This is a genomic window from Subdoligranulum sp. DSM 23681, assembly GCF_057005535.1.
Window position 1 is genome coordinate 329,598 of sequence record NZ_CM168050.1, and the last position, 20,855, is coordinate 350,452.

The following is a 20,855-nucleotide window of genomic DNA, read 5'->3' on the forward strand; positions in this document are numbered from 1 at the left end:
CGTCACACCCCTTCCCGCGCCATGATGTGGATCTCGTCCGGGCCGATGTTCATGCCGATGATCTCCCCGGGCTGGCTGGCCTGGGTGGAATGAATCAGCCATTCCTTTCCTTCCACGTCCACATGCATCTCAAAGTGCACACCCTTGAAGATGACTTCCTTCACCAGACCGGTCAGCATGCCGGTGGACGGCGGCACAATGGCCACGTCCTCGGGACGGACCACCACCTGGACCGGCTCGTTGATGCCGAAGCCCCGGTCCACGCAGGAGAAGTCATGGCCGCAGAAGCTGACCAGGAAGTCCTTGAGCATGATGCCTTCCACAATGTTGGAATCACCGATGAAGTTGGCGATGAAAGCGTTCTGGGGTTCGTTGTAGATATCCTGGGGACTGCCGATCTGCTGGATGTTGCCCTTGTTCATGACCACCACGGTATCGGACATGGTCAGGGCTTCCTCCTGGTCGTGGGTGACGTACACGAAGGTGATGTTCAGTTCCCGCTGCAGGCGCTTGAGTTCCAGCTGCATCTCCTTGCGCAGCTTCAGGTCCAACGCGCCCAGGGGCTCGTCCAGCAGCAGGACCCGGGGCTGGTTGACCAGGCTGCGGGCAATGGCCACGCGCTGCTGCTGACCGCCGGACAGCTGATGGATGCTGCGGCGTTCAAAGCCTTTCAGGCCCACGATCTCCAGCATTTCCAGCACCTTGGGACGCAGCTGTTCTTCCGGCATCTTTTTCAGACGCAGGCCGAAAGCCACATTCTCAAACACATTGAGGTGCGGGAACAGGGCATATTTCTGGAACACGGTGTTCACCTGGCGCTTGTACGGCGGCAGGTTGGTGATGTCCTTGCCATCAAAAAGAACATTGCCGGACTGCGGGGTGATGAACCCGGCGATCACGCGCAGAGTGGTCGTTTTGCCGCAGCCGGAAGGGCCGAGGAAGGTGACGAACTCTTTGTCGTGGATGTCGAGCGAAAGGCCGTTCAGGACCTTTTCCCCATCAAAGTCAACAACAATGTTCTTGAGCGATACGATCAGCGAATCATTCATTTATACTGCATCCCCCTTTGCGGAATCTGTGCCGGCGGCCCCGGCTCCATGCGGGTACCTGACGGTCAGCGCCCATGATGCCACCCCGCAAAAGGTTTGTTACACCGTCGGTTCGGTTGGGTTCGGACCGCGGCTGCAGTGGCACATACAACGCTAGTTTTGTGTTCAATAGATGCAAAACACAAGTTTCATTATACCGTGTTCCCGGGGGCTGTCAATCAATTTTTGTATAAATATAGGGAAAAAGCGTGCAAAGTGACAGATTGAGGCAAAATGTTCAGTGCCGCACCATACCCAAAAGCAGCCCGCGCCGGGTCGGCGCGGGCTGCTTTTACCCTTTGGTTCTGGCAGGCGGCAGATGCAGACGGATGCGCAGGGTCTGCCCTTCCAGCTCCGCTTCCACCCGGCCGCCCATGACTTCGGTGAGCTGACGTACAATGGAAAGCCCCAGTCCCGCCCCACCATGACCGCTGCGGCGGGCGGTGTCCGCCCGCCAGAACCGGTCAAAGAGATGCTCCGGGGCGATGGAGTCCGGATCTGCCACCGGATTGGAAAAAACAAGGCCATCCGGCGTCTGGGTGATGGTCAAGGTGCCGACGGCATGGTGAATGCCGTTGGTCACCAGATTGCGCAGCACCCGCCCCAGTGCTTCCTGGTCTGCCAGGACAGCGGCCGTTTTGTCGGCAAAGTCCAGCTGTGGTTCCAGGCCAGCCTCTTCCAGCTGCGGGACCAGGGCAGCCAGCGCTTCGCACACTGCCGGCCACAAGCCTACCGGGTGCAGGTCCATGGGCATAGTTTCCCCCGCCTGCAAACGGGTATACAGAAACATCTCATCCAGCAGGCCTTCCAGATCCCGCAGACGGTGTGCCACCGTATCCAGCCGCCGGTCTCGTTCGGTCGGGTCGGCCCCGGTGCGCAGAAGTTCCAGATGGCCGCAGGCCGCAGCCAAGGGGGTCCGGATATCATGGCTGAGCGCCGCCATAGTGTTCTGCAGTTCCCGGCCCGTTTTTTGGGCCTCCAGCGCCTGCTGTCGGGCCCCGTCCAGCCGGCTGTTGATGGCCCGGGCCGCCTGCAGCACCGGAGCCAGCCGTACCGAAACCGGCAGCCGGGTGTTGGAATCCGGCGGGGTGGTTTCCAGCCAGTCTGCCCAGGAGGAAAACTGGTGCAAAAGGCGCAGGAACAGCACCGCCAGCACCACAACAGCGCAGGCAAGCACAAGCACAGCAACAAGCATAGGAGCACCTCTTCCCTATCAAAAGTCTTTGTCAGGCCTGGTCCCTCCTGGTCAGGGACAGATGGGTGAGAAGGCCATACATCACCACCCAAAACAGACATACTACCGCGATATGCAGGTACTGCACCGGCCGGAAGTCCAGGGTAATCATCTGACTGCATCCAAAGATGGTGAACCGGCTCAGGTCCGGCAGGTGCAGCAGGCGGCAGACCGCCCCCAGGGACACCGCAGGCAGCCCCATGCCCACAAGCAAGGCAAACAGGACCATCCAGCCTTCCCGGCGGAGCAGCGTGGACAGGAAAAAGGCACACATAGAAATGGCCCAGCCCACCAAGCAGGCCGCCAGATACATCTGCAGCCAGTCCAGCCAGCTGCCTCCCACCGCAGAGAAAACCAATACCGGGCTCAGAGCCAGCGGCACCAGCAGATAGGCCGCCATGAGCAGCCCGTTATAGACCAGCAGGCAGAGGGATCTTCCAACCACGTAGGGCCAGCGGCATCCCAGCACGGAAAAGATATTCTTGACGGCACTGCCCGTATAGTCTTCTGCACAATAAACGCCCGTGAATACAGCCATCAGAGAAACCCAGAATCCGCCTGCAAACAGCATCTGGTGCATGTACTGCTGCAGAGTATATCCTGCCAGCGCCGCACCATCGGCTATATCCTCGGCCGTGATCTCGGCCCCCTGGGCCTGCATGGCATTGACGGTTTCCGGGTCCGAAAGCAGAGTAGCAAACGCATAGGCCAAAGCGATCATTCCCAGCCCCAAAAGCAGCCCGGTCAGCAGGTATTTCTGCCGCCGCAGCCGGTACCAGTCCATCCGCAGCACTTCAAACATGATCATCCACCCCCATTTTCTCCAAAAAGTAGTCTTCCAGTTCCTGGCGGTGGACACCGATGGACTGCACCGCCACCCCGCCTTTTAACAAGGCAGCATTCACGCGGGCGGGATCAGCCGCATCATACAGGCGCAGTTCCCCTTCCGGGTAGACGGTGTAGTCGTGCAGGTGCAGCTTTTCTTCCAGCAAAGCCGCCGCCCGATGCGGGTCGGCAGTCTGCACGGCGATGTAATCCCTACACCGGGCAGACAGCTCCGATGCGGTGATCTGCTCGACCATGCGGCCCTCCCGGATGATCCCGTAGCAGGTGGCGAACTTTTCCAGTTCCCCCAGAATATGGCTGCTGACCAGGATGGTCACCCCCTGTTCGGTCTGCAGCTGCTGCAGCAGCTGCCGCACATCCCGGATGCCCTCCGGGTCCAGACCATTGGTGGGTTCATCCAACAGCAGCAGGTCCGGGCTGCCCAGCAAGGCCAGCGCCAGTCCCAGGCGGCGGCGCTGGCCCATGGAAAAACGCTTGGCCGCCTTTTTGCCCATCTTGTCCAGATCGGTCTGGCGCAGCACCCGTTCCACAGCCTTGTTTTCCTCGTCCAGGCCCAGAAGCTTGGCTCTCAGAAGGCAGTTATCCCGGGCAGATAACGACCCGTACAGGCCTGCATCCTCCACAAGGACCCCCATCCGGCGGGCAACCGTTCCGGCTGCGGGCGACTGCCCGAAAAGTTCGATCTGTCCGGCAGTGGGCTGCGCCAGTCCGGCCAGCAATTTGAAGGTGGTGGATTTTCCGGCGCCGTTGGCACCGATAAAGCCATAGATTTCTCCTTTGGGCACCTGCATGTCCAGATGGTCCACGGCAGCTTTGCCGCGGTACTGTTTGCACAGGCCCAACGTTCGCACAGCGATTTGCATGGGATCCTCTCCTTTGATTGGTATGGCTTTATTCTATCTGTCAAAGGCCAAACAATCGCAAAGGAATTATAAAGAAAGTATAAAGTTGATCCTACTCCAGCCGGAATCCGATGCCCCACACCGTCTTGATGTAGGTATCGGTACCGGTGGGACGCAGCTTGGCCCGGATGTTGGAAATGTGTACGTTGATGGTCTTGTCCTCCACAAAAGCCTGCTCCTGCCAGACAGCCTCATAGATTTCCTGCCGGGTAAAGACCTTTTTGGGGCGGGCAGCCAGCAAGGTCACGATCTCGTATTCGTGCAGGGTCAGCGGCACAGGGATCCCATGCACGGTCAGCGTGCGGGTATCCGGATCGATGTGCCAGTCTTTATAATCCAGGGCGGATGTTCCCACAGCCGACGCCCCCGCGTGACGCAGCTGCACCCCCACCCGCAGCCACAGCTCCTGCAAGGAGAAGGGCTTGGTCAGATAATCATCAGCCCCCAGTTCCAGCAGTTCCACCTTGTCCTGCAGTGCGGTGCGGGCAGACAGCACAATCACCGGGACACTGCTGTGGGCATTGCCCCGGATTTCCGCCAGCAGCTGCTGCCCGGTCAGCCCCGGGAGCATCAGGTCGGCAATGATCAGATCCACCCCGCCCTGCTGCCAGTAGAGCCGCCCCTCGGTTCCGGAAAAGGCCTGGGTACAGCGGCAGCCCCGGGCGGTGAGATAATCCGCTACGGCGTTGTTGATATCGGTGTCGTCCTCTACGATCAGGATGTGCGGCACGGTGTATTCCCCCTTGTATGCGGCAGTTCTGCTGCTATCATACCGCAAAAAATCTTTTCTGCATAGAGGGGTTGACAAACGCTGCGGACAGTGTATTATTGTATTAGATGGTTAACACAATAATACAAGGGAGGTGCCGCCATGGATTGGAACATCGAGGCCGGACGGCCGGTGTACCTGCAGCTGATTGAACAGCTGGAACTGGCCATTGTGACCGGTGTGATGCCCGCCGGGTCCAAAGTTCCCCCTGTGCGGGAGCTGGCCGCCCAGGCCGGGGTCAATCCCAACACCATGCAGCGGGCTTTGCAGGAACTGGAAAACCGCGGGCTGATGAAAAGTCAACGCACCGCCGGACGCACCGTATGCGCCGGTACCGAACAACTGGACGGGCTGCGCCGTCAGCGTGCCGAAGCCCTGGCCGAGGAGTTCTGGAAACAGATGCAGGCACTGGGCATCAGTGCCGAAGAAACCGCCGCACTGCTGCGTGCGGCCGCCGAAAAGGAGAATGTGTGATGCAAGCGATTTATCAGGCCAAAGGGCTGACCAAACGGTACGGCCATAAAACAGCGCTGGACAACCTCAGCTTTGAAGTGCTGCCGGGACGTCTGGTAGGAATGCTGGGGCCCAACGGCAGCGGCAAGACCACTCTGCTGAAGCTTTCCGCCGGCCTGCTGAGACCTTCCGCCGGACAGGTGTTCATCGGCGGCCGGGAACCGGGAGTTGCCACCAAGACCATCACCTCCTACCTGCCCGACCACATGGCACTGCCGGTGGAGATGCGGGTGGATGATTTGGTGAACCTGTTTGCGGATTTCTACGAGGATTTTGACATGGTGAAGGCTTCCCGGATGCTGGCAGACCTGAAGCTGGACCCACGGCAGCGCATCGGTACCATGAGCAAGGGCACCCAGGAAAAGATGGAGTTGTGTCTGGCCATGAGTCGGGCCGCCAAACTGTACCTGCTGGACGAGCCCTTGGGCGGCGTGGACCCGGCGGCCCGGGAGTACATCCTGAACACCATCCTGCGCAACTACAACGAAGATGCGGCCGTGGTCATTTCCACCCATCTGGTGGAGGATGTGGAGCGGATGCTGGATGAAGTCCTGATCCTGAAGGAAGGGCAGCTGCTGGCCCACCGTGCCGTGGATGAACTGCGGGAGGAAAGCGGCATGAGTCTGGACGAGTATTTCCGTCATGTATTCCGGGTCTGACCCCATCACAAGAAAAGAGGTGCATCTGCTATGATGAACAAACTTTTGAAATATGAATGTCTGGCCGTGGGGCGGATTCTGGTGCCCATCTGGGCGGGAACAGCGGTGTTTTCCCTGCTGACTGCACTGGTGACCCGGCTGAACGGCACCTTTGCCAATATGGCGGGAACGCCCCTCATCTCCGTACTGGAATCCTTTTTTCAGCTCGCGACTGCCCTGCTCATCTTTGCCACTATGGCCGCCTGCGTCATACTGAACATCCAGCGGTTCTATAAATTGCTGGGGGAACAGGGATATCTGATGTTCAGTCTGCCCGCTGCTCCCTGGCAGCATATGGCCGCCAAGCTGCTGTGCGCCTGCGGGTCCACCATCGCCTCCCTCCTGGTTTCCATAGGCTGTGTGTGGATGGCAAATTCCGACGGCGAAGAAGAGGCAGCCCAGGCATTCTCGGACGCTTTTTCCCTTTCCAACACCATGGGCACAGTGTTTCTGGTACTGCTGCTCGTATTGTCCCTGGTCTCCGCTTATCTGTACCTGTATCTGTGCATGGCCATCGGTTCCCGCTGGCCTCAGCAGCGGATGCTGGCCAGCATCGCCACCTATTTCGTGCTGGGCTTCATCATCCAGATGGTATCGATTTTCCTGTTCGTGGCAGGCGCCATCGTCATGGCAAACCTGCCACGGTCGGTGCTGGACGGTATGGCTCCCTTCTTCATAGAGATAAGCCGAAACCAGACGGCTGTCACTTGGGGCCTTGCCGGTTTTGTTCTCTTGCTTTTTGCCGCCGCAGATGCTATCCTGTGGGCAGTGACACAGTATCTGATCAGCAAAAAGCTGAATCTTCCCTGACGACCAAGGAGGTATGAAATGGAAAAGCAACAATACGTCTGCCCGAAATGCGGCTGCCGGCAGTATGTGGCCGACCGTCTGCAGGCCACCGGCGGCAACTTTGCCAAGCTGCTCGACATCCAGAACAAAAAGTTTACCACCATCAGCTGCTCCGACTGCGGTTATACCGAGCTGTACCGGGAAGTTGGCGGCGACGGCTGGGATGTGCTGGACTTCCTGATCGGCGGCTGAGCCGGCAGATACAAAAGAACATGGCAAAAGGGACGGTCCCCGGGAGGGGGCCGTCCCTTTTTTGCTGCGTGGCCTGTACAGGCACCGCTTATTTGCGTTTGTAGAGGATGGGCACATCGTACCCGAACGTGCGCTTGCCGTTCATCTCCATCTGCTCGGTCACTTCCAGACAATCGGGAGAAAAGCGCTCGAACAGGGTGAATTTGAGCACCGGGGTGAACATGCTGACGCTGCCGCCTTCCCACACGCCGTCCTTGCAGGTGTACAGCGCGGGAGTAAATTTCCGGGACGGCTGCAGGGACGCAAACTCCACATCGTGCAGCTGGGCTGCGGTGAAGCTGTTCTTGTCGTAGCCTTCCGGCGTGTCATAGGAAGTCAGGCGGACAGCGTCCCCCTCCTGGGTGAAGAGGAACAGATGGGGCGATGCATGGGTGCGTCCGGCCACCGTGTAGTAACTTTCTTCCACCAGGAACACCCCATCAAATCCGGCGGGCAGGCCGCGGATCTTATCGTTGCAGGGGGTGTTGCGGTGTTCGGCAAAGGGAAAATCTGCCTGCCCCGCCGCCGTCAGTTCGGCGTGCTGGGCTGCGTTGTCAAACTCGCCCGAAAGGAGCGAAACAAATTCCTGAAGTTTGGACATGTCCGGTACCACCTTTTTCAGTCACGATGGCGGCCCAGGATGCGCAGCACATACAGGAAGATATTGATATAATCCAGGTACAGGCTGAGCGCACCGATGATGGAAGACTTGTGCAGCATGGCTGCGTCGCCGCCAAAGTAGGAGTAATAATATTTCAGTTTCTGAACGTCGTAGGCAGTGAAGGCCATGAAGACCACCAGGCTGACGGCGCACAGCAGCAGATCAAAGGTGCTGATCAGGCCGGGGACAAAGAACATCAGCAGGCTGCCCAGCAGCCCCACCACAATGAGGGTGATCAGCGCACCGGAGAGCATGGGCCCCCAGGAGCTCAGATCTTTCTGGGTGCGAGAGCCGTACAGAGCCATGATACCAAAGTACAGAGCCCCCACCAGGAAAGCCAGGACCAGCGTGCTGAAAGCATAAGCGGCAAAGATCACGCTGAGGTTCAGACCATTGAGCACCGCATACCCGAAGAACAGGCTGGTGGCCGTGGACGGGCGCAGCTTGTCAATGCGGGCGGAGAGCACCACAACCATGACCAGCTCCGCGATGCAGAGCAGCAGGTACAGACCACTGTTGAACAAAATCCTGACCAGCGGGCTGTACAGAGTGCCGACGCCCACCGCAAAGGTGACAAGTAGACCGGCGAACATCCAGACAAAGGTGCGGGTCATATATTGATTGAGGGTGCCGAAGGGACTTTCGGCATACGAAATGGTATAATATTTTTCGTCCATAGTTCACTAGGACCCCTTTCTTTTTATGTACCCCTATTATATACTCTATCTGTCTGAAAATGTGTAAACGATATATGAATCATTGACCATTTTTTTGTTAAGAGGTGAAAAAACTTGCCCCAGGACCGTTTCGGGATCTATCTGCACATCCCTTTCTGCCGCGCGAAATGCCGGTATTGTGATTTTTATTCTGCCCCCGGCAGCCGGGAGGTGCCCCAGCCCTTTGTAGATGCTCTGCTGCGGGAACTGCGCCAGAACCACCGGCGGCCGGACACCCTGTATTTCGGCGGCGGGACCCCGGCCCTGCTCTCCCCTGCCCAGGTACGGGCACTGATTGAGGCGGCCGCGCCCCTGCCCGGGGCGGAGATCACATTGGAAGCCAATCCGGACGTAGTGACACCGGAGTCTCTGTCCGGGTTCCGGGAAGCCGGGGTGAATCGGCTGAGTTTCGGGGTGCAGAGTGCCTCGGATACCCAGCTGCGCACCCTGGGCCGCACCCACACCGCCGCCGGAGCTGCCCGGGTCCTGGACTGGGCGCGACAGGCAGGGTTTGACGACCTGTGCGGAGATATCATGCTGGCCCTGCCCAACTACACCTACGGCGAATTTGACGCCACCCTGGACCTGCTGCAGTCCGGCGGATGCACCCACATTTCGGCTTACCTGCTCAAGATCGAACCGGGCACCGCCTTTGCCCGACACCGCCCGGAGAATCTGCCGGATCCGGACGCCGCCGCGGATTTTTACCTGTATGCAGTGCAGCAGCTGGAAACAGCCGGGTACCGCCAGTATGAGATCAGCAATTTCGCCCGTCCCGGGCACGAGGGCCGCCACAATCTTTTGTACTGGAACTGCCGGGATTACTGGGGGGTAGGGCCTGCTGCCCACAGCTGCATCAACAACGTGCGGCGGTTCTGGCCGGACGATACCGACGCTTTTGTGGCCGGGACTCTGACCGAGCAGGAGGAAGGCACCTGTGATGCCGAGGATTTTCTGCTCATGCAGCTGCGGCTGACCGCCGGACTGGACTGGGAAGAATATGTGCGCCGGGGCGGCGCCCCGCTGGATGCCCGACGCAAAGCCTTCCTGCGCCAATGTGTGGGCCACGGATACGCGGAATTTGACGGCCGTCTTCTCCGCCTGACCCCTGCCGGGATGGTGGTACAGAACGCCATTCTGGAAGAACTGATGTGACAGGAGAAAAGCCCGCCCCGGGAAATAGCCGGGACGGGCTTTTTGCAGCGGAAAAGGCTTCATTGACGGCGCCAGACACGCAGGGTCCGCCACAGCAGCCAGCCGGACAGCCAGATGCCGCTGCGGACAAAGGCACCGATCCACAATGGCAGAAGTACGGAGAGGCTGCCCCCGATCTGCCACACAGAATAGAAAAGCCAGACGATCTGAACCAGAACCGAACCCCCGCACAGGATCATGGGCACCAGCAGCCGCTTGCGGGAACCGCGGCGCGCCGGACCAAGCAGACAATAACCGCCCAGCAGAGTCACCGGCCAGGAGATCGTATGCAAGACCTCGAGCATTGTATATGGGACGCTGACAAGAATGGAGGTAGGGCCGTCCGCCCCGCCGATGATCCCAATGCTGACAGCGTTGTTCCTGGCCGTCATCCCGCTGACAGCAAAAACCAACGCCAGAAAGATGGCCAGTGCCAGAAACGCCCAGCGCCAGGGGCTTGCGTTGTCCTGATGGTCGGCAAATTCCCGGTTCAGGGTATAGGCCAGGGTTCGGGCATCTCCCAGGTCCGCCTGAATTTCCTCCAGAGTCTCCCCCGCGTCCAGGCGGCTTTGCAGGTCACTGGCCAGATCGTTCATCACCCGCAGCCGGGTGGTGCGGTCCAGCCGCAGATGCCGTTCCACCGTGTTCACATATCGCTTGACCTCATTCATGGGGTTTCCTCCTTGCAGAATTCTTCCACACAGGCCGCAAAAGCGTGCCAGATTTCCATTTGCCGGACCAGCACCCGCTGTCCCAGCGGAGTGACGGTATATACCTTGCGGGGGGCCGGACGCTGCTTGCCCGACTCTGTGTTCTGCCATGCGGAGGTGATGCAGCCGTCATCCTCCAGCCGGTACAGGATGGGATACAGCGTCCCCTCCTTCAGATCCAGCATGCCGCCGCTGCCCCGCCGCAGCCGCTGGATCAGCTCATATCCGTGGGAAGGCTGCTCCGCCAGCAGGCGAAGCACCACCATTTCCAGCACACCTTTTTTCAATTGTCGGGCAAACCGCTCGGTATCCGGAACTGATTGCTCTGACATAAGCATCCCTTTCCATTTACATATATTTAGTTTTGCTAAGTATATGCTATCACAAGGTATTTTCTTTGTCAATCGTTTTTTCCTGTTTCGGAGAGTCAAGACCCCCGGCTAAGCCGGGGGCTTGTGTAAGCCCTAGAAGGGCATCGTACCGGCAAGCCTCTCAAGAGGCACTGAAAAATCTGCCACTCGCATCACTTGCCCCACAGCCCGTAAGCGGGCGCTCTTTATCTAAGATCAACTTCCTGACAATAGTTAAGTTGTTGATTTTTTCTCGCTTCGCTCGACGCTTGAAGCTAAAGCTTTTTTACTCTCCCCAGCAGAGCTGGGGGTTCTCATTTCGCTAAAGCATACAAAAAGAAAATGGCAAGGCTCCGTGAAAAAAGGAGCCTTGCCATTGGGTTCGCATCAAGACTGATAAGGGTGAAGCTGTACCACCGGCCACCCCAGCAACGCGGCAGCCGCCGCATCATGGGTGACCAGAACCGTGTCCCGCTCTGCCGTCAGGCGGCAGATGGCCGCGGCAGCCTGTGCCACCAGTTCGGCATCCATACCGGTGAACGGTTCGTCCAGCAGAAGCGTCTGCGCCTGTGGGCACAGAAGCGCCCGCAGCAGTGCCGCACGGCGCTTTTGCCCCCCGGAAAGCCGGATACTGGGCAGAGCCAGATCTTTATCCCCAAAGCCGAGGGCGCACAGTTCCCGCTCCGCCGTCCCGGAATCGCCGCCGGTCAGGACAATGTTGCCAACAGCGGTCAGCTGCGGGCAGAGACGGTTTTCCTGAAAAACAGCACCGATGGTCCCCACGCCGGTGACGGTGCCGCCGTCGGCGTCTTCCAGACCCATGAGGATGCGCAGCAGGGTGGTTTTTCCGCAGCCGGAGGGGCCCATCAAAACCAGAGGGCCATCTACCTGCAGGTTCAGGTCCTTGAGTACGGTACGGGTGCCGAAGCGCTTTTCCAGATGCGCTATGATGATGCTCACGCCGCTTTCACCTCCCCGCAAAGCCGGACTTTAAGCCAGCGCAGACCGCGGGCCGCCACTGCCGAGAGCAGGGCCGACAACAGCACAATAACCAGCGTCCAGGCAAAGACATCCGGGGTAGACAGGGTGATCTTGGCGCGGTAAAGGGCATCCCCCACGCTATGGTCGGGAAGGCCGATGACTTCGGCAGAAACACCACTCTTCCAGCACATTCCCATGGCCGCGATGCAGCTCTCGCACAGAGAGGGGAAAATACCGGGCAGCCAGATATACCGCAGCCGTTTGGACAGCGGCAGCCGGTAGACCCGGGCCATTTCCAGCAGCTGGGGGTCGGTATCGGCAATGCCGCCCATAACGCCCGCGTAAATCACCGGCAGCACATGGGTAAAACTTACCACTACCGAAAGGTTGGCGCTGCTGACCCACAACAGGGCCAGAATCACAAAGCTGGCCACCGGCATGGCCCGGATCAGCTGCATGGGTGGTCCCAGCAGTACCCGAACCAGACGCCAGCGGGCACCTGCCGCTCCCAGCACCAGGCCGCCCGCCAGAGCCAGCAAAAAGCCTGTCAGGATACGCAGGGCGCTGAACGCGATGCGGTGCCAGAATTCAGACGTGGGCAGCTGCACAACCAGTGCCTGCAGAGTCTGCAGCGGGGTGGACAGGAACAATCCGCCGTGCCCCAGGGCCATAGCCACCAGCTGCCAAACCGCCACCCAGAATACCACGGCAGCGGCCGTATGCCAGCGGGGCAGTGAACCGGACCGGCCGGAATCAGACGCCATAGTAGAAAGCATCGTCCGGCAGCTGGCCGCCTACGCTGGTGGGATCGGCATCATACAGAACCTGGAAGTAGGTTTCCAGAGCAGTACGCATCTCGTCGCCGGTGATGAACACGATGTTGCACTCGGGCAGAGCCTTCTGCGCCAGAGCAGCCTTGGCCACGATACCGTAGCTTTCGCACAAAGCCGCCGTGCCTTCCAGGTCGGAGTTGGCGGCCTCAGTGCTGGCCTTATAGGCAGTCAGGAAGGCGTCAAAGGCCGCAGGGTCAGCCTCCACAGCCTCTTTGCGGGCCACCAGAACACCGGTGACCAGCTGGGAACCGGCTACCTTCTCCCACTCTTCGCTCATATCAAACTTGACGCTCAGGCCTTCCACCTGAGACAGCGCGCTGGTAACGAAAGGCTGCGGCAGCATGGCGATGGTGCCCTCTCCCCGGGCGGTCATCTGGGCCACGACCTCGGTGGATTCGCTGAAGTATTCGATGGTCACATCCTTGTCGGGATCCAGACCGTTCTGGCTGAGCACATAACGCAGGACATACTCAGGGGTGGTGCCTTTGCCGGTGGTCAGGATGGTCTTGCCCTTCAGATCGGCAATGCCGGTATACTGAGCATCGGAGTTCTCCACAATGTACAGAACGCCCAGGGTGTTGATGGCAGCCACTTCCACGGCGCCATTGGTTTTCTGGTACAGAGTGGCTGCCAGGTTGGCCGGAATGGCCGCAGCGTCCAGGTCACCCTTGACCAGCAGGGGCACGATCTCATCGGCCGCACCGTACATGGTAAAGTCAATGTCCAGGTCACTTTCGCCCTTGTCCACATCGTCAATCAGATTGACCAGGCCCATGGTGGTGGGACCTTTCAGGCCAGCCACGCGGAAACCGGCAGCTTCGGCGGTTTCCGGAGATGCGGTTTCCTCCGCCGGAGCGGTCTCCTGGGTTGCCGGGGCCGGGGTGGCTTCAGCGGTAGACTGGGACGCCGCGCCGCAGGCTGCCAGAGATACAGCCAGGGTCAGCGCCGTAAAGGCGGCCAGAATACGTTTCAATTTCACAGTGAACTCCTCCCAATGCCGCAAATGCGGTTTGAATTCCATTTGCTTTTGCCGCATTACTATACTATAATAAAACGAGAATGTCGATTGCCGGTGCAACAATTTTGCCCCGGCAACATTTCGTGGTGTTTTCGGGTCCAGCCCGGGCACCGCTACTCTTGGCATGAAAGGACCTTTGCGATGAATCTGCGGCCGTATTATCCTGTTTTGCGCGGCACTTCCCTGCTGCGCGGTATGCGTGATGACGAGCTGGACAAAATGCTGGACTGCTTTGCCCCGCGGGTGCGTCGGTATCAGAAGGGAGAATTTCTGATGCTGGCCGGATACGAGACCCGGGAGGTCGGTATCCTGCTGGAAGGCTCCATCACCGCTCTGAAAAACACACCGGACGGCAGCAGCGTGGCCATCACCGAGATGAGTACCGGCGGTCTGTTCGGAGATGTACTGTCCGGTTCCAGTACCAAGAGCCCCGTCAGCGTCATGGCGCAGACCGATTGTCTGGCCGTGTATCTGCCCTACGAAAAAATCATCCATCCCTGCGCCCATCTGCACGAGAGCCATCTGCAGCTGCTGCAGAATTTGGTGCTGACCATCTCCAACAAATACTTCGCCCTGGATCGCCGGGTGGAGCTGCTGATCTGCAAAAGCCTGCGGGTGCGCATCAGCTTGTGGCTGCTGGAACAGGCCGACGAAGCCGGACAGGACACCTTTGCGGTGCCGCTGACCCGGGCCGGTCTTGCCGAGTACCTGAACTGCGACCGAAGCGCCCTGAGCCGGGAGCTGGGCCGCATGCAGCGGGAAGGGCTGATTGAAACCTTCCGGGGAAGTTTCAAAATTCTGGATAAAGAACGCCTGCGCAGCCAGTGCCAGGAATGAGGTAACACAATGAATCACCGTCAAATGCCTGTTTTGTACATTGTCATCCCCTGCTACAACGAGCAGGAGGTACTGCCTATTACAGCGCCGCTGTTTCTGCAGAAAATCACCGATCTTTCCGCGGCCGGCAAAATCAGTCCGGACAGCCGGGTGCTGTTCGTCAATGATGGGTCCAAGGATGATACCTGGAAGATCATCTGCGATCTGGCAGCGCGTGACCCCCATTATCTGGGCATCTGCCAGAGCCGAAACCGGGGACATCAGAATGCAGTCCTTGCCGGCCTGATGGAAGCAAAAGACCGCTGCGACATCACCATCTCCATCGACTGCGACGGTCAGGACGACATCAACGCCATGGACGCCATGGTGGACGCCTATCGGGATGGCTGCGAAGTGGTGTACGGAGTGCGGTCCAAACGGGACACCGACACCTTTTTCAAGCGCTTTACTGCGGAAAGCTTTTACAAGCTTCTCAACGCCATGGGCGCGGAGGTGGTGTTCAACCACGCAGACTACCGCCTGATGAGCGCCCGGGTCCTGAAAGAATTTGCCAATTTCAAGGAAGTCAATCTGTTTTTGCGGGGCATGGTGCCTCTGGTGGGGTTCAAAAGCACCGCTGTGACCTACGAACGGCACGAGCGTATTGCCGGGGAAAGCCACTATCCCCTTTCCAAAATGCTGGGGCTGGCCTTTGACGGCATCACCAGCCTTTCGGTCAAGCCCATCCGGTTCATCACCGGATTCGGCGTGGTGGTTGCCCTGGTTTCCTTCATCGGGGTGATCTGGGCTTTGGTGGAGGCGGCGCTGGGCGCCACGGTATCCGGCTGGGCCTCCACCACCTGCATCATCTGCTTTGTATCCGGTGTACAGCTGATCTGCCTGGGCGTAATCGGCGAATACATCGGCAAGATCTATATGGAGACCAAGGCACGGCCCCGCTACATCATCAGCGAGCGTACCTGGGATAAGAAGGAGGACGCATGAGCAAACAGGTCTGGAAAGGTTCCACTCTGCTGAATCCGGAACCGCCGGTGCTGGTCAGCTGCGGCAGCCCCGAAAAGCCCAACCTGATCACAGTGGGTTGGTGCGGCACCATCTGCACCCAGCCGTCCATGCTGTCCATCAGTGTGCGCCCGGAACGCTACAGTTATGACCTCATCAAGGAAAGCGGCGAGTTTGTGGTAAATCTTCCCACAGAACAGCTGACCCGCGCTGTAGACTGGTGCGGCGTCAAGAGCGGCCGCGAAGTGGACAAGTTTGCGGCCATGGGCCTGCATGCGGCCCCCGCTGCCCGGGTGGGGACCGTCCTGCTGGAAGAGAGTCCCCTGAATCTGGAATGCAAAGTCACCCAGCGCATCCCTCTGGGCAGCCATGACCTGTTCCTGGCTGAAGTGGTGGCCGTGGATGTGGATGAGCGCCTGCTGGACGAAAACGGCAAACTCTGTCTGGACAAGGCAAAACTCATCGTCTACTCCCATGGGGAATATCTGGCCCTAGGGCGTCGGCTGGGAACTTTCGGATACAGTGTGCGAAAAAAGACAAGACGCAGAAAAGCATAAATTCAACGAAAAAAGACCGTCGTTTCGGGTCCTCTGCCCGACGGCGGTCTTTTATTCTGCCTTCCGGCGGCCTCTGCCACGCCATACAAAAAGAGCCCGCCGCAGAAAGGCCGGAGCCCTTCCGCGGCGGGTTGGAAAAGGTGGTGAGAAACAGCAGGATTACTTCTTCTGGACGTACTTCAGGCAGTCGAGCATAACGGCGACCAGAATGATGATGCCGGAGAAGACGAACTGCAGGTTGGTATCAATGCCCAGAGTGGTCAGGGAGTAGGTCAGCGCGGTGAAGATGAAGACACCGACCACAACGCCGGAGATCTTACCGATACCGCCGGTGAAGGAGATGCCGCCCACGACGCAGGCCGCGATGGCGTCCATTTCCCAGCCCTGGCCGTATGCAGCGGAGCCGGAGCCCACCATGCGGATGCATTCCAGCCAGGAGCCGAAGCCATACAGGATACCGGCCAGGATGAAAGCGCCCACGGTGACGCCGAAGACGGAGATACCGGAAACGGAAGCCGCTTCAGGGTTGCCGCCGACAGCAAACAGGTTCTTGCCGAAGGTGGTCTTGTTCCAGATGAACCAGACGATGGCAACGGCCGCGACAGCCCACAGAATGATGGTGGGGAAGCCGTTGATCTTGGGGATGATCATGCTGGGAATGCTGGATTCAATGGCACCGAAGGATACGCCCTTGGTGGAGTAGGTAACCAGACCGAAGATGACCAGCATGTTTGCCATGGTGGAGATGAAGGGGTGCATCTTGAACTTGGCCGTGAAGAAGCCGGCGATGGTCGTGAAGATGGTGCACAGCACGATGCAGACCACCAGAGCCAGCAGCACACGGGCGATGACCGGCAGGCCGGTGAAATCGAAGGTGTGGCCGAACACAGAACCGGTGTTGGGGCCGGAGTGCATCACGATGGTGGCGGCGGTCATGCCCATACCGACCATACGGCCGATGGACAGGTCAGTACCGGCCAGCAGGATCAGGCCGGCAACGCCCAGCGCCAGGAACATACGCGGCGAAGCCTGCTGCAGAATGTTCAGGATGTTGTTGACGGTGAGCAGCTGCACATTCTTGACGATCGGCGTGATGATGCACAGGGCAATAAAGATGACGATGATGGCAATGTACAGGCCGTTGCGCAGCAGGAAGTCCCGACGGTTGAAAGTGTACTTGTAGTTTTCCCACTTCTGGGCCAGGGACTCCCCTACCGTGAACTTGGACATGCGCAGCATGTCAATGAGGTGATACTTGTAGTCAAAGGCCGCATGCTGGCGGTCCTTGACCAGCTGCAGGTCCTTGTCCAGCCGCATCTTGGCGTCAAACAGACGGTTCTTGTGGACATACTTTTCGTCCTTGATCTCATGGGCGTCGGTGAGCTTGGACAGGGTGGCCTGATGCTCCTTTTCCAGTTCAGCCACAGCTGCCTTGTACTTTTCCTGGGCGGCGACCTTTTCCAGCTTGCAGCTTTCCACCACGGCCTGATAATAGTCGGTGTCATAGTGGGCTTTCAGGTAGCTCTCCGCTTCGCTGACAAGCTTGGCAATGGCATCCTTGTTCTTGGCTTCCACAGCCTTGGCCTTTTCCAGCGCAGCTTTCTGCTGGGTGATCTTGGTCTGCTTTTCTGCTTCGGTATAAATGCGGTCACGCTTGAGGTTGTCGATGTTGTTCTGAATCTCGATGACCTGGTCGGTGCCGTCCACGCGCAGGGCGTTGATCTTTTCCTGAATGGCGCCGACGTGCTCGTCGATGGGCTGCAGAAGCGCTGCTTCCTGTTCAGCCGTCAGGATTTTCGTTTTTTCTGTCACCATAAGTATTTTCCCCCACTTACAGGTATTTCGCACTGAGTCTCAGCAGCTCTTCCTGATTGGTCTCCTTGGTATTGACAATACCGGAAAGGTGACCGTTGGACATGACGCCGATACGGTTTGTGATGCCCAGGATCTCAGGCATTTCGGAGGAAACAACGATGATCGTCTTTCCCTGTTTAGCCATGTTGATGATCAGCTCATAGATTTCGTACTTGGCGCCGACGTCAATGCCGCGGGTAGGTTCATCCATCATGAAGACCTGCGGTTCGCGTTCGAGCCACTTGCCGAAGATGACCTTCTGCTGGTTGCCGCCGGAAAGGCTGGTAATCATATCATCCGGGCCCATGCACTTGGTGTGCATGATCTTGATTTCCTTGTTGGTGGCCTTGACCATCTTGGGGTTGGACAGCGCCACGCCGGCCTTGTACTGGTTCAGGTTGGCAATGGTGGTGTTGAAGGTCAGGTCACACTTCAGGAACAAGCCGTTGGCCTTGCGTTCCTCGGTGATCATGGCAAAACCGTGCTCGATGGCTTCCTTGGCGTTGTTGAAGTTCATCATGCGGCCCTTGAAGTACACGCGTCCGGCGGCGCGGGTACGAACACCGAAGATGGTCTCCAGCAGTTCAGTACGGCCGGCGCCGACCAGGCCATACAGGCCGAAGATCTCGCCTTCCCGCACGTCGAAGGAGATATCCTGCAGGTGCGGCGCGTACTTGGTGGAAAGATGCTGCACCGAGAGGATCGGTTCGCCGGGGGTGTTGTCCACCGGCGGGAAGCGGCTTTCCAGAGAGCGGCCGACCATGGCGGAGATCAGTTCGTTCATGTTGGTGTCGGCAGTGTCCTTGGTCATGACCAGGTTGCCGTCACGCAGCACCGAGATCTGATCACAGATCTCGAAGATCTCGTCCATCTTATGAGAGATGTAAATCAGAGAAATACCCTGCGACTTGAGCATGCGCATCATCTCGAAGAGCTTTTCCACTTCCTGCACGGTCAGGGAGGAGGTGGGCTCGTCCAGAACGATGACCTGGGAATTGTAGGAGATGGCTTTCGCAATCTCGCACATCTGACGCTGGGAAACGGACATATTCCGCATGGGCTGGGTCAGGTTTACGGTCATGCCGAGCTTGCGGAACAGCTCGGAGGCCTTTTTCTTCATTCTCGTCTCGTCAACAACGCCGGCGGAATTGACCGGGTAACGGCCAAGGAACAGGTTATCGATGACGTTGCGTTCCAGGCACTGGTTCAGTTCCTGGTGGACCATGGCAATGCCGTTTTCCAGGGCATCCTTCGGGCCGGAGAAGTTGATCTCCTTGCCGTTGAGGAAAATCTTGCCTTCGTCCTTCTGGTAGGTGCCGAACAGGCACTTCATCATCGTGGACTTACCGGCACCGTTCTCGCCCATAAGCCCCATGACAGTTCCGCGCTTTACGTCCAGGTTGATATGGTCAAGAACCCGGTTGCGGCCGAAGGACTTGCACATACCACGAATTGACAAGACGATATCGTCTTTCGCATCTGCCATTCTAGTTACTCCCGTATCTGCAAATTTACAAGCGGCGGCGCAGGGCCACGCCTGCTGTGGTTTCATCAAAAAACGCTATTAGGGAGAAGCTGCTTTGCATATCAACTCCCTAATAGCAAGTGGGTGTTACCTGTTAACGAATCGGTTCACCGCACACTGCGGTGGGAATCACTGGCTCAGCAGAGCAGTGTAGGAAGCGCCGTTGTCAGTCTTGACCATGTTGATGGCGAAAGCATCATACTGGCTGGGGTTGCTCAGACGGTTGGTGATGTTGGCCTCGGTCTGGCCGTCGCCGGCGATGTACTCGACTTCCAGGTTCAGCAGATCGTCATAGTTCTGCAGCAGGGGCTGGTAGGTGGAGCCCAGGAAGTTATCGGCGGAGTTGTAGATGTCCAGCCAAACCTTCTTGGTGGGATGGGTGGTGGCATCCAGCTGGTTGGAGACGGGCTCGTAAACCTTGGTGGAGTCCATGAAGTCCTGATAGTTTTCCTCGGTGACAGCCACGTTCAGAGCGTAGTAGGAGCGCTCGGTATCAACGTACTTGTAAACGTCGTCGCTCAGCACGTTGCCGGCTTCGTCGGCGGTGCCGATACCGGTATCAATGTCCACGCCGTCCAGCGCGTTGCGGATAACACGCAGGGTCAGGTAAGCCTGAACGTCGGCGTGCTGGCTGATGGTGCCGCCGTAGCCTTCGCCGATAGCAGCAACAGCGTCAGCGTTGGCGTCATAACCGAAGGTGGGGATGCCCTTTTCCTTGGACCAGGCGTTGAACATGGACATGCCCATGCCATCGTTGTTGGAGACGACCACGTCGATGGAGTCACCGAAGGAAGCGGCCCAGGTGCCGATGGCGTTGCCGGCAGTGGCAGCGTCCCAGGTGGCGCCGGCGGAGTTCTTCATTTCCTGAGAAGCCAGCTCGCGGACGGTGTAGGTCTTGCCGTTGATATTCAGGGTGCCGTCCTGAACGGCGGTAGCAGTACCGTCGGTGTTGGTGCCGACAGGATCGCTGTTCACAGCGCCGTCAACCTCAACGGCGGTGCCCAAAGCGCTGCGGACGCCGCGGGTACGGGCGATGGAGTCGTTGTGGCCGATATCGCCGATGGCCAGAACGTAGCCAATGATGCCGTCACCGTTCTTGTCAATGGTATCGATGTTCTTGGTGATGTAATCCAGAACCATCTGGCCCTGCAGCTCGGCGCCCTGGTTGGCGTCGAAGCCGACGTAGTAGGTGTTGTCGTTGAACTGCAGAGCAGTCATGTCCAGCTCACCGGTAGAGCTGTTGGAGGGCTGACGGTTGAACCAGACCAGAGGCTTGTCCTTGTTGGCAACTTCGCCGGAAGTGGCATCGGCGGAAGTAGCGGCCTCAGAGGTGCCGGTGGAAGTGGTGGAATCGGAAGTGGTAGTGGTGGTGTCGCCGCCGGAGCAGGCTGCCAGACTGAGTGCCATGGCCGCAGCCACGGTCAATGCAAGCGCTTTTTTCATAGTATTTCTCCTTCTAACTATGAGATTTTTTTGCGGAGCCGTTC

At 58.6% G+C, this 20,855-nt stretch carries 23 protein-coding genes; 8 read left to right on the forward strand and 15 right to left on the reverse strand.

Annotated elements, in window-relative coordinates; all coding sequences use genetic code 11:
* Positions 1-2: 2 nt before the first annotated feature.
* The 5 genes from potA to AC127K_RS01655 form a co-directional block, all read right to left on the reverse strand.
* Positions 3-1,049 (reverse strand): spermidine/putrescine ABC transporter ATP-binding protein, encoded by a 1,047-nt coding sequence (gene potA, locus AC127K_RS01635; RefSeq protein WP_294542291.1) that lies wholly within the window; start codon positions 1,047-1,049, stop codon positions 3-5.
* Between the two features lie 331 nt (positions 1,050-1,380).
* Positions 1,381-2,283, reverse strand: a complete 903-nt coding sequence (locus tag AC127K_RS01640) for a sensor histidine kinase (RefSeq protein WP_483721323.1) — start codon at positions 2,281-2,283, stop codon at positions 1,381-1,383.
* Between the two features lie 31 nt (positions 2,284-2,314).
* Positions 2,315-3,124: a hypothetical protein gene (locus AC127K_RS01645; protein ID WP_483721324.1), complete on the reverse strand. Its 810-nt coding sequence runs from the start codon at positions 3,122-3,124 to the stop codon at positions 2,315-2,317.
* A complete protein-coding gene (locus tag AC127K_RS01650) occupies positions 3,117-4,031 on the reverse strand; it encodes an ABC transporter ATP-binding protein (RefSeq protein WP_483721325.1) in 915 nt (304 codons plus the stop codon). Before AC127K_RS01650 ends, AC127K_RS01645 begins: the two co-directional genes overlap by 8 nt.
* Before the next feature lie 91 nt (positions 4,032-4,122).
* Entirely contained in the window at positions 4,123-4,800 is a 678-nt protein-coding gene (locus tag AC127K_RS01655; RefSeq protein WP_483721326.1) for a response regulator transcription factor, read from the reverse strand.
* 141 nt (positions 4,801-4,941) lie between these two features.
* Here AC127K_RS01655 and AC127K_RS01660 point away from each other — a divergent pair, with 141 nt between their 5' ends.
* Genes AC127K_RS01660 through AC127K_RS01675 form a run of 4 tightly spaced genes read left to right on the forward strand, consistent with a single transcriptional unit; the run spans position 4,942 to position 7,091 of the window.
* Positions 4,942-5,313, forward strand: a complete 372-nt coding sequence (locus AC127K_RS01660; RefSeq protein ID WP_483721327.1) for a GntR family transcriptional regulator — start codon at positions 4,942-4,944, stop codon at positions 5,311-5,313.
* A complete protein-coding gene (locus AC127K_RS01665; RefSeq protein ID WP_483721328.1) occupies positions 5,313-6,011 on the forward strand; it encodes an ABC transporter ATP-binding protein in 699 nt (232 codons plus the stop codon). Before AC127K_RS01660 ends, AC127K_RS01665 begins: the two co-directional genes overlap by 1 nt.
* 30 nt (positions 6,012-6,041) lie before the next feature.
* The gene (locus AC127K_RS01670) at positions 6,042-6,860 is read left to right on the forward strand and encodes a hypothetical protein (protein WP_483721329.1); all 819 of its coding nucleotides are present in this window, start codon (positions 6,042-6,044) and stop codon (positions 6,858-6,860) included.
* An 18-nt stretch (positions 6,861-6,878) separates the two neighbouring features.
* Complete coding sequence (locus tag AC127K_RS01675; RefSeq protein WP_294542721.1) at positions 6,879-7,091, forward strand: zinc ribbon domain-containing protein; 213 nt, start codon at positions 6,879-6,881, stop codon at positions 7,089-7,091.
* A gap of 88 nt (positions 7,092-7,179) precedes the next feature.
* On the opposite strand, the gene AC127K_RS01680 is transcribed toward AC127K_RS01675, so the two are convergent.
* Both AC127K_RS01680 and AC127K_RS01685 read right to left on the reverse strand, forming a co-directional pair.
* The gene (locus AC127K_RS01680; RefSeq protein WP_483721330.1) at positions 7,180-7,731 is read right to left on the reverse strand and encodes a hypothetical protein; all 552 of its coding nucleotides are present in this window, start codon (positions 7,729-7,731) and stop codon (positions 7,180-7,182) included.
* A gap of 17 nt (positions 7,732-7,748) precedes the next feature.
* The gene (locus AC127K_RS01685; RefSeq protein ID WP_294542719.1) at positions 7,749-8,468 is read right to left on the reverse strand and encodes a Bax inhibitor-1/YccA family protein; all 720 of its coding nucleotides are present in this window, start codon (positions 8,466-8,468) and stop codon (positions 7,749-7,751) included.
* Between the two features lie 114 nt (positions 8,469-8,582).
* Here AC127K_RS01685 and hemW point away from each other — a divergent pair, with 114 nt between their 5' ends.
* Positions 8,583-9,662, forward strand: a complete 1,080-nt coding sequence (gene hemW, locus AC127K_RS01690) for a radical SAM family heme chaperone HemW (RefSeq protein WP_483721331.1) — start codon at positions 8,583-8,585, stop codon at positions 9,660-9,662.
* A gap of 59 nt (positions 9,663-9,721) precedes the next feature.
* On the opposite strand, the gene AC127K_RS01695 is transcribed toward hemW, so the two are convergent.
* The 5 genes from AC127K_RS01695 to AC127K_RS01715 all read right to left on the reverse strand — a co-directional run bounded on the left by AC127K_RS01695 (position 9,722) and on the right by AC127K_RS01715 (position 13,554).
* Entirely contained in the window at positions 9,722-10,372 is a 651-nt protein-coding gene (locus tag AC127K_RS01695; RefSeq protein ID WP_483721332.1) for an HAAS signaling domain-containing protein, read from the reverse strand.
* A complete protein-coding gene (locus AC127K_RS01700) occupies positions 10,369-10,743 on the reverse strand; it encodes a PadR family transcriptional regulator (RefSeq protein WP_483721333.1) in 375 nt (124 codons plus the stop codon). The genes AC127K_RS01695 and AC127K_RS01700 overlap by 4 nt, the downstream gene beginning before the upstream one ends.
* 405 nt (positions 10,744-11,148) lie before the next feature.
* The gene (locus AC127K_RS01705) at positions 11,149-11,721 is read right to left on the reverse strand and encodes an ATP-binding cassette domain-containing protein (RefSeq protein ID WP_483721334.1); all 573 of its coding nucleotides are present in this window, start codon (positions 11,719-11,721) and stop codon (positions 11,149-11,151) included.
* Positions 11,718-12,506 carry an ABC transporter permease gene (locus AC127K_RS01710; protein WP_483721335.1) on the reverse strand — a complete coding sequence of 263 codons (789 nt, stop codon included), beginning with the start codon at positions 12,504-12,506 and terminating at the stop codon, positions 11,718-11,720. The genes AC127K_RS01705 and AC127K_RS01710 overlap by 4 nt, the downstream gene beginning before the upstream one ends.
* Entirely contained in the window at positions 12,496-13,554 is a 1,059-nt protein-coding gene (locus tag AC127K_RS01715) for an ABC transporter substrate-binding protein (protein ID WP_483721336.1), read from the reverse strand. Before AC127K_RS01715 ends, AC127K_RS01710 begins: the two co-directional genes overlap by 11 nt.
* A 180-nt stretch (positions 13,555-13,734) precedes the next feature.
* Here AC127K_RS01715 and AC127K_RS01720 point away from each other — a divergent pair, with 180 nt between their 5' ends.
* The 3 genes from AC127K_RS01720 to AC127K_RS01730 are packed head-to-tail and all read left to right on the forward strand — an operon-like array spanning position 13,735 to position 15,989.
* Entirely contained in the window at positions 13,735-14,430 is a 696-nt protein-coding gene (locus AC127K_RS01720) for a Crp/Fnr family transcriptional regulator (RefSeq protein ID WP_483721337.1), read from the forward strand.
* Between the two features lie 9 nt (positions 14,431-14,439).
* On the forward strand, positions 14,440-15,414 hold the full coding sequence (locus tag AC127K_RS01725) for a glycosyltransferase family 2 protein (protein WP_483721338.1): 975 nt from the start codon (positions 14,440-14,442) through the stop codon (positions 15,412-15,414).
* The gene (locus AC127K_RS01730) at positions 15,411-15,989 is read left to right on the forward strand and encodes a flavin reductase family protein (protein ID WP_483721339.1); all 579 of its coding nucleotides are present in this window, start codon (positions 15,411-15,413) and stop codon (positions 15,987-15,989) included. The genes AC127K_RS01725 and AC127K_RS01730 overlap by 4 nt, the downstream gene beginning before the upstream one ends.
* A gap of 159 nt (positions 15,990-16,148) precedes the next feature.
* On the opposite strand, the gene AC127K_RS01735 is transcribed toward AC127K_RS01730, so the two are convergent.
* The 3 genes from AC127K_RS01735 to AC127K_RS01745 form a co-directional block, all read right to left on the reverse strand.
* The gene (locus AC127K_RS01735) at positions 16,149-17,804 is read right to left on the reverse strand and encodes an ABC transporter permease subunit (RefSeq protein WP_294542835.1); all 1,656 of its coding nucleotides are present in this window, start codon (positions 17,802-17,804) and stop codon (positions 16,149-16,151) included.
* 16 nt (positions 17,805-17,820) lie between these two features.
* On the reverse strand, positions 17,821-19,329 hold the full coding sequence (locus tag AC127K_RS01740) for a sugar ABC transporter ATP-binding protein (protein WP_483721340.1): 1,509 nt from the start codon (positions 19,327-19,329) through the stop codon (positions 17,821-17,823).
* Between the two features lie 168 nt (positions 19,330-19,497).
* A complete protein-coding gene (locus tag AC127K_RS01745) occupies positions 19,498-20,811 on the reverse strand; it encodes a substrate-binding domain-containing protein (protein WP_483721341.1) in 1,314 nt (437 codons plus the stop codon).
* Positions 20,812-20,855 lie beyond the last annotated feature (44 nt).

What these genes read in the sequence shown, in the direction of transcription:
- AC127K_RS01725 (WP_483721338.1), top strand. Translation starts at nt 14,440, where the DNA reads ATGAATCACCGTCAAATGCCTGTTTTGTACATTGTCATCCCCTGCTAC.
- potA (WP_294542291.1), bottom strand. Translation starts at nt 1,049, where the DNA reads ATGAATGATTCGCTGATCGTATCGCTCAAGAACATTGTTGTTGACTTT.
- AC127K_RS01695 (WP_483721332.1), bottom strand. Translation starts at nt 10,372, where the DNA reads ATGAATGAGGTCAAGCGATATGTGAACACGGTGGAACGGCATCTGCGG.
- AC127K_RS01710 (WP_483721335.1), bottom strand. Translation starts at nt 12,506, where the DNA reads ATGGCGTCTGATTCCGGCCGGTCCGGTTCACTGCCCCGCTGGCATACG.
- AC127K_RS01685 (WP_294542719.1), bottom strand. Translation starts at nt 8,468, where the DNA reads ATGGACGAAAAATATTATACCATTTCGTATGCCGAAAGTCCCTTCGGC.
- AC127K_RS01640 (WP_483721323.1), bottom strand. Translation starts at nt 2,283, where the DNA reads ATGCTTGTTGCTGTGCTTGTGCTTGCCTGCGCTGTTGTGGTGCTGGCG.
- AC127K_RS01675 (WP_294542721.1), top strand. Translation starts at nt 6,879, where the DNA reads ATGGAAAAGCAACAATACGTCTGCCCGAAATGCGGCTGCCGGCAGTAT.
- AC127K_RS01730 (WP_483721339.1), top strand. Translation starts at nt 15,411, where the DNA reads ATGAGCAAACAGGTCTGGAAAGGTTCCACTCTGCTGAATCCGGAACCG.
- AC127K_RS01700 (WP_483721333.1), bottom strand. Translation starts at nt 10,743, where the DNA reads ATGTCAGAGCAATCAGTTCCGGATACCGAGCGGTTTGCCCGACAATTG.
- AC127K_RS01680 (WP_483721330.1), bottom strand. Translation starts at nt 7,731, where the DNA reads ATGTCCAAACTTCAGGAATTTGTTTCGCTCCTTTCGGGCGAGTTTGAC.
- AC127K_RS01660 (WP_483721327.1), top strand. Translation starts at nt 4,942, where the DNA reads ATGGATTGGAACATCGAGGCCGGACGGCCGGTGTACCTGCAGCTGATT.
- AC127K_RS01735 (WP_294542835.1), bottom strand. Translation starts at nt 17,804, where the DNA reads ATGGTGACAGAAAAAACGAAAATCCTGACGGCTGAACAGGAAGCAGCG.
- AC127K_RS01650 (WP_483721325.1), bottom strand. Translation starts at nt 4,031, where the DNA reads ATGCAAATCGCTGTGCGAACGTTGGGCCTGTGCAAACAGTACCGCGGC.
- AC127K_RS01645 (WP_483721324.1), bottom strand. Translation starts at nt 3,124, where the DNA reads ATGTTTGAAGTGCTGCGGATGGACTGGTACCGGCTGCGGCGGCAGAAA.
- AC127K_RS01745 (WP_483721341.1), bottom strand. Translation starts at nt 20,811, where the DNA reads ATGAAAAAAGCGCTTGCATTGACCGTGGCTGCGGCCATGGCACTCAGT.
- AC127K_RS01665 (WP_483721328.1), top strand. Translation starts at nt 5,313, where the DNA reads ATGCAAGCGATTTATCAGGCCAAAGGGCTGACCAAACGGTACGGCCAT.
- AC127K_RS01670 (WP_483721329.1), top strand. Translation starts at nt 6,042, where the DNA reads ATGATGAACAAACTTTTGAAATATGAATGTCTGGCCGTGGGGCGGATT.
- AC127K_RS01720 (WP_483721337.1), top strand. Translation starts at nt 13,735, where the DNA reads ATGAATCTGCGGCCGTATTATCCTGTTTTGCGCGGCACTTCCCTGCTG.
- AC127K_RS01740 (WP_483721340.1), bottom strand. Translation starts at nt 19,329, where the DNA reads ATGGCAGATGCGAAAGACGATATCGTCTTGTCAATTCGTGGTATGTGC.